This window comes from Paenibacillus sp. Soil522, from assembly GCF_001428245.1.
GTDB lineage: Bacteria > Bacillota > Bacilli > Paenibacillales > Paenibacillaceae > Pristimantibacillus.
In genome coordinates, this window is the sequence record NZ_LMRV01000096.1 from 1 (window position 1) to 6,644 (window position 6,644).

Here is a 6,644-nt window from a genome sequence, read left to right on the forward strand (position 1 = left end):
GAGGACCATCTATCATTGGATTACCTTAACGTTGTTAATTTGCGTTTTGTTGGCGGAACCCCTCATTGATTTCGCGGCGCAGCTCCTCCGAGTGAAGGTAGTTACGAATGTTTGGAATATCTTTAAATGAAGAGGGGGGAGGGATTAAAATGGGGATACTCCGGAATATTATCGAACCATATATGCGGTACCGATCGTTGATCATCGGATTAAAACGAAATGATTACCAAAAACTGCAGATGATTGCGGACGACTTAAATGAGCATGTTCAAGGTGAATATGAGTTTACCCCCGAATTAATTGCTTCACGAGTCATGAAGACCTTTATCGATGAAGCATACTCCGATAGTACGAAGAGAATTGTTAAAGCGCCTCCCTGAAGCTGGGCAGATTTCCCCGTAAAWGAATAGGAGTTGCTTCATGGAAAAACATAGAGGATTTCGGAGATTAACTTCACCAATCCAGTTTCACACGGCAACCTGCGCTGGACGAGTTTTCTGAATATTTACTTTTACTTCCACGGATTTTTTGTTATAATATCGTTTGCATTTATGGTGTTGGTTAGCTTTTCCATCTTTGGAATTTGGATTGACTAGTACCATAGACATATCCTTGTTTAACCATAGAAAGGAGAATGCTTTATGCGAATCAGAAAACTCGGTTTAACTTTCTTCGCAGTGGTAATTGCTTTACTTATTCCATTTTCTACAGCTTTTGCTGCATTAGATTATTTGGGAAGGTACGGATTGACGATTGATACTGGAGAGAAGACTGGAAATCTCTATTATTATCGAACTGAGTATGTGCACTCTGATGGGGGAAGTTTTAAAGTGTGCAATTATAACATGTCTAGCACGAAGTTTTTTGTGTACGAGTATGATCCAGGCAGCAATAATGATGACTATGTCTACTCTTGGACACTAGGCATGAGTAAGTGTTATACGTTCACAGGTCTGGATAAATTTAAAGATGGCGACAATAATAAAGCGGAACTTTATGTGAAATCTGCTCGCGCATCCGGTGGTCTTGCTTATGAACGCCAAGTGAAGCTATACGACTGATCTATCCATGAAGGGGTGGGTTAGCGCCAACATGAACGCATGTTGGCGCTAACCCGTCTACATCTTTATTTTCTCAGTTCATACTTTATTTTTCAGCCTAACACCTTATTGTCTATTCTCACCGCGCTCATGGATGAAGTCCCGCCCAACCATCATTTCGTTATTCGGTACCGTCTTTACCCTTCAGCGCCTTCAGCCCCTCGATCTGCTTCTCGGGGTAGTACTACGATGAAGCTTCACTTCACGCCCAGCTTCCGGCGTAAGTNAACCCGTCTACATCTTTATTTTCTCAGTTCATACTTTATTTTTCAGCCTAACACCTTATTGTCTATTCTCACCGCGCTCATGGATGAAGTCCCTCCCAACCATCATTTCGTTATTCGGTACCGTCTTTACCCTTCAGCGCCTTCAGCCCCTCGATCTGCTTCTCGGGGTAGTACTACGATGAAGCTTCACTTCACGCCCAGCTTCCGGCGTAAGTAGTCACGGCCAATACGTGACAACCCCCGACAGCTCCGTCGCGCAGCTGCAGCCTGCAAAACGAAGTCACAAAGTGCGTAGCCAGTGGATCCGTATGAGAATAAATATACCGGTCAATCCACCGTTAGGCAACCAACCTTTAAAAGACAAAAAGGAACCACATGGAGCATATACTCATGTGGTTCCTCTTTACTTTTTAAATTCCCATCATCGCTTGAAAAGCAGCGGAAAGATAGTATATCAATATTGAAATAAATACCAACAAATACGATACATTCAAAATTACCAAAAAAATAAAGAAAGATTTACCGATACTATTTTTTCGATACTGAATTAATGCCAATATAGATGCAACAAATGACATTACAAAACAAACAAGTGTGCTACCAATAAGAATTATAATAAACATCTGCATACTTGTTGAAATAGTATTTTTCACAATACTATTAGAATTCACAAGTATCGTAATAATTGTAGTTATTAAAACAGTCCAACTAATTGTTCCAACTACTGCAATACTAACACCCTTTTTCATTTACTCACTCCAGTATAATTTGAATTATCATACTACCTTAATATAAATTGATTATCTTCCTAGCCTTTTCAAAACTACAGCCTTTAATGTTACCCAAAATTTCGTTCCACCTGATGTAGGATCATTTGGATCATTCCCTAGTAAATAATACGGTAACACATCATTAATAGCATGCCCAGCGAAATTTGTAGGTGGCTTAAAATTATACGTACCTTTTACGAAATCAATAATCACCTGAACAGGTTTGATGATGGTATGAAGTAATTTGGCAGCGGGGCGTAAAGGCTCTGCCGTCTTTTGTGTTCACGTTATCTGCCTGTAAGTAAAATTTCCGATTCAAGCGTTTTTGTTCTTGAGAACTTGATATAGTTTTGCTTTAGACACTCTGGTCTGCTCGGTTATTTCTTTTATGGTATATTTCTGACTGTCATACAGAAGCAACGCCATTTCACATTTACTCTTATCCAATGGCGGTCTCCCTCCTTTTCTACCTCGAGCTCGAGCGGCTTGTAAGCCGGCCTGGGTTCTCTCTCGAATCGTTTCTGCCTCCATTTCAGCCAAGCCAGCCATAATAGCAAAAAAAAGCTTGCCTGCTGGCGTGCTGGTATCTACTCCTAGTGTGATGATCTGCAGACTAATTCCTCTTTCCTTAAGATCATGCGAAAGCTCGATTAACTGCTTTGTCGTCCGGCCAAGTCGATCCAATTTCCAAATGACTAATGTATCCCCGGAACGCAAGTACTCCAAGCAGCGACCTAACTCTGGTCGATCACTTTTCTTTCCGGAGACCTTTTCCTCGAAAATACGCTCACATCCGGAAGCCTTCAAAGAATCGATTTATAAATCCATGGACTGCTCGGCCGTCGAAACTCGTGCATACCCAATTTTAGTCATTTTCCAATCTCCTTTTGTCTATTAAACCATCGATTACTAAATTTAAAATACTTTGAATTTTAGACGATTTAATAAACTGAAACAATGATCAATTTGGGGCATTTTAAGCTAAGGTTCACAAAGTCTAAAAAACGATCGTTATATAGACAAACTAGGAAGTCCATATCATTGCAGAAATTGCAGAATACGAACAAATCCAACACCCTGGTTTGGTGTTGGATTTATACATAAAGGTTTAGGATACAAATTGATGTATTTGCACTTTAACTTATGTTACAGATCACCGCGGTGTCTGTAACTTTAAATTGTAAACTAAAAAGATGGCTGCCAGTAAGCAACCATCTTTTTCTCACTAATATATTTCAAGGAATTTTTAATTTTTTCTCTAAGGAGTCTCAATCAAGAAAACGGATAATTGCTTAACGAGACCACATCTTACTTGATACAAGAAATCACATTTTCCTATGAAAAAAAACAGAGCTGTCTCTCAGGTCGCTTCATGACCTTTTGAGACATCCCCGCTTGCTTCGTCCGTTTATTTCAACTGCTCAATCAGATAGTCTGTCGTTCGGATAGCCAGTGCAACTGCCGTGAGCGTAGGATTGGCTGCTCCCAGTGTGGGCAGAACGCTGTTATCGGCAACATAGAGACCTGAGACGCCATGCACCTGACCGAACCGGTTCGTTGTTGAAGTCAATGGGTTATCGCCCATCCGGCAGGTTCCGCATTCATGGAAATCGCGACCCGGAATCCAATTGGAAATGTCAAGTCTGCCGTCCTTTATTTTGATCGGGGCATCCATTGCTTCCGAAACCTGAATAAGAGCCTCCGACATCTGCCCGATGACCTCCAGATCCCGGTTACTGTGGGAGAAATCGACCTGTATCATCGGCACCCCGTATTCATCCCGGAGGCTGGGACTCAAGCCGACCTTGTTCTCGAATCGAGATTCCACCTTGCCGAACGCCCACATGACATAATCCGAGATGTCACTTGCAGGTTTATCAATACTGTAATGATACACAGAAGGATAGAAGGGGTAGCCGCCATTAATAAAACCCTGAATCTGTACTTGATAAGGACGGAATTCCGTACCCGGAACCAATAGAGCGAGCGTTCCCGCTATTTCGGGAAATTGCTCTTTGTTTATCGTTCCCCACGCTTCTACGCCGGAATGATTCGTCAGGTAATGACCGATTGCATGGCCTTGAATGCCCGAATTCAGCAGGATCCTCGGATTTTCTAAGGTGCTTGCCGATAAAACGACCGTCTTCGCCTTGAGATCATACCACTTCTTATCGGGACTAACCGCTCTTACGCCCGCCGCTTTTCCGTTTTCCGTGACGATCTGAATCGCCCGGGCTCTCACGGCCAGATCATAGGTGCGCAGCTTCAATGCTCTGGCCAGAAACAGGATGGAACTGAAATAGACGTTAGAATGCAGCTCGCCATACTTCGTTTGAGCAAGATCGGCAGCCATAGGGAGATAGACGGATTCGAGAAAACCGTTTTGCCAAAGGCGATTAATCGTTATTTCCGATAGGGTAGACCCTTCCGCGAAAGCATGGCTTACGAACATCGCTTGCTCAGCGATTTTATAGTATTTCTCCATCTCGCGGAGAGGTACAGGCCAATGAATCATATCGGACCTATGCATCCGGGGAGCGGCAATGCCCCAATTTAAGGTTCTTCCTCCCAGCCCAAAAAATTGCCTAGCAGCCGAATATTGCGGCAAAAAATCTCCGATCGGGAAAAACTGATTCCCTATGGAACTAAGCGCCCAGCCGGAGGTTGGCAGGTTCATTCCATGCGTCGGCAGCAGCAGATCTCCGGCTTCGATAACGCCGATTCGCTTGCCACTATCCTTCAATCCCTCGCATATTCTCCACAGTACGGCTCCGCCGCCTGCGCCGGTTCCGACGATCAGCACGTCGTAATCCGTTTGAGCCATTTGCTCCAAGGACGTTAACGGCAGCCATTGCGGATCCGTTCCCTCGGGGAAATAGGGAGGCACCGCTGCCCTGCTTTGGCGCGAATCGTACATCGCTGCTCATCCTCTCACTTCCCGGAATGATGGATATTAAGGCTGCGCTACAACCTATTTATATTCTGCGACACTTGTCTTACATTCCGCTATCCTCCGTCGGTCCGCCAATCGAGAAAGTAGCGTCCATCGCATAATCGAAGTTTTTGTTGATCGCGATAATATGCAGATTGTCGTCGCTGTCTTTGTAGACGGAGCTGTAAATGGAGCTGTTCTCGATATCGTTGGTTTCCGCTTTTACTATCAGTAGGAGAATCCGAGCTTACGCAAATGCTTAAACACGTCATATTGTCTCGCGATGCCTTAACGCCTACTATTCGCTCCAACAAATTCCGTGCATTTCCAGCTGCAATGACGGCAATTACTAGCACTGCCAACAGCAGCAACAGCATAATAAATGCGTTATAATCTTTTGTCATGGAAATATTATCAATGAAATATTGGATTGCTTTTGGGAAAATGGTTTCTCCTGCAGTCATCACGACACCACACCCAACCGTAAAAAAAACTTTCCACCGATATGGCTTCAAATAGTGCAGCATCCACCGATACACTTCACCGTCCTCAGATTCTAGTATCATACTGAGGCAAAATCCCACTGTCGATTTTAATATTCTTAAAACTATTAAGGTTTTTTAATAAACTCATCTTTCGCACCTAAATTTGTTGTTTAAAGGGATCTCGCCACATAGCTATCAAGTTAAGAATTTAAAATACCCCCAAAACAGGAAAAAATCTTATTTCCTTGATTTTTGGGGGTGCGATATATTCTTAGCTTAATAGGCACGGGGTAGCCAGCATAGCTGTCATGAAGTACAAATACAAATGGAGCATCCTGTGCCAATTGTACATCCCCGAGAATAGATAAAGCATAGCCTACAGTCATATCCTGAAATCGTGAAACGATCACACTGTTTGCTGATACGGAGTCCCAATATCAAACCTAAAGCCAAAATGTTCAATTTAACTATACAATTTATTCAAAACGTTAAATTATCTCTTTTCCTGGCCTCAAAAAACAGCAAAAATATAGCTCCGGTACCCATTTTTCGACTGCCGGAGCACATTCTTTCAATTTAACAGATTGGTCATTTTGTAAAGCTCGTTATCGTTTCAGCCAACTAAAAACCGCCTTTGACTAGCCGGTTAATTAAACTCCGTACCCGTTAGTTTAATAAATAACTGCGGATTTCTTTTGCCAATCACTTTTAAGTAAAGAAAAACAACGTTGGTCTATATATCCTTCTTGAAATGAGGTATAGCCTCGCAGTATACCATCTTGCTTAAAACCGAACGTAGAAGCCGCAATCATCATGGGAAACNCTATACTCGTTCGAAGGAAACCAAAAGGAGGCTGCCGGTGATTGGCAGCCTTGTTCATTGTGCTATAGTWCCCGTTAGTTTAATAAATAACTGCGGATTTCTTTTGCCAATCACTTTTAAGTAAAGAAAAACAACGTTGGTCTATATATCCTTCTTGAAATGAGGTATAGCCTCGCAGTATACCATCTTGCTTAAAACCTAACTTAATCAATAAATTCATAGAAGGGGCGGCATCAAGATTTGTTAATGCTTCAATTCTATTAAACCCTGCGATTTCATAACTAAATTGTATGATTGACTCTAAGAT

6 protein-coding genes are annotated in these 6,644 nt (G+C 42.5%); 2 read left to right on the forward strand and 4 right to left on the reverse strand.

Translation table 11 applies throughout. The annotated features are described in order from the left end of the window. The first annotated feature begins 149 nt into the window (after positions 1-149). The gene (locus ASG81_RS26840) at positions 150-380 is read left to right on the forward strand and encodes a hypothetical protein (protein WP_056641901.1); all 231 of its coding nucleotides are present in this window, start codon (positions 150-152) and stop codon (positions 378-380) included. Positions 381-641: 261 nt separating this feature from the next. Further along, on the forward strand, positions 642-1,061 hold the full coding sequence (locus ASG81_RS33285) for a hypothetical protein (protein WP_056641904.1): 420 nt from the start codon (positions 642-644) through the stop codon (positions 1,059-1,061). A gap of 676 nt (positions 1,062-1,737) precedes the next feature. On the opposite strand, the gene ASG81_RS26850 is transcribed toward ASG81_RS33285, so the two are convergent. The 4 genes from ASG81_RS26850 to ASG81_RS31730 all read right to left on the reverse strand — a co-directional run. Then, the gene (locus ASG81_RS26850; RefSeq protein ID WP_056641906.1) at positions 1,738-2,076 is read right to left on the reverse strand and encodes a hypothetical protein; all 339 of its coding nucleotides are present in this window, start codon (positions 2,074-2,076) and stop codon (positions 1,738-1,740) included. A gap of 336 nt (positions 2,077-2,412) precedes the next feature. Continuing rightward, complete coding sequence (locus ASG81_RS26855) at positions 2,413-2,904, reverse strand: recombinase family protein (protein ID WP_327205195.1); 492 nt, start codon at positions 2,902-2,904, stop codon at positions 2,413-2,415. A gap of 601 nt (positions 2,905-3,505) precedes the next feature. Then, complete coding sequence (locus tag ASG81_RS26860) at positions 3,506-5,014, reverse strand: GMC oxidoreductase (protein WP_081417612.1); 1,509 nt, start codon at positions 5,012-5,014, stop codon at positions 3,506-3,508. A 1,402-nt stretch (positions 5,015-6,416) separates the two neighbouring features. Beyond that, positions 6,417-6,644, reverse strand: a 228-nt coding sequence (locus ASG81_RS31730) for a GNAT family N-acetyltransferase (RefSeq protein ID WP_162255077.1), incomplete at its 5' end; no start/stop codon positions are given.

Excerpts from the sequence above, each read along its gene's own strand:
- ASG81_RS26860 (WP_081417612.1), bottom strand. The coding sequence starts at position 5,014 with ATGTACGATTCGCGCCAAAGCAGGGCAGCGGTGCCTCCCTATTTCCCC.
- ASG81_RS26840 (WP_056641901.1), top strand. The coding sequence starts at position 150 with ATGGGGATACTCCGGAATATTATCGAACCATATATGCGGTACCGATCG.
- ASG81_RS33285 (WP_056641904.1), top strand. The coding sequence starts at position 642 with ATGCGAATCAGAAAACTCGGTTTAACTTTCTTCGCAGTGGTAATTGCT.
- ASG81_RS26850 (WP_056641906.1), bottom strand. The coding sequence starts at position 2,076 with ATGAAAAAGGGTGTTAGTATTGCAGTAGTTGGAACAATTAGTTGGACT.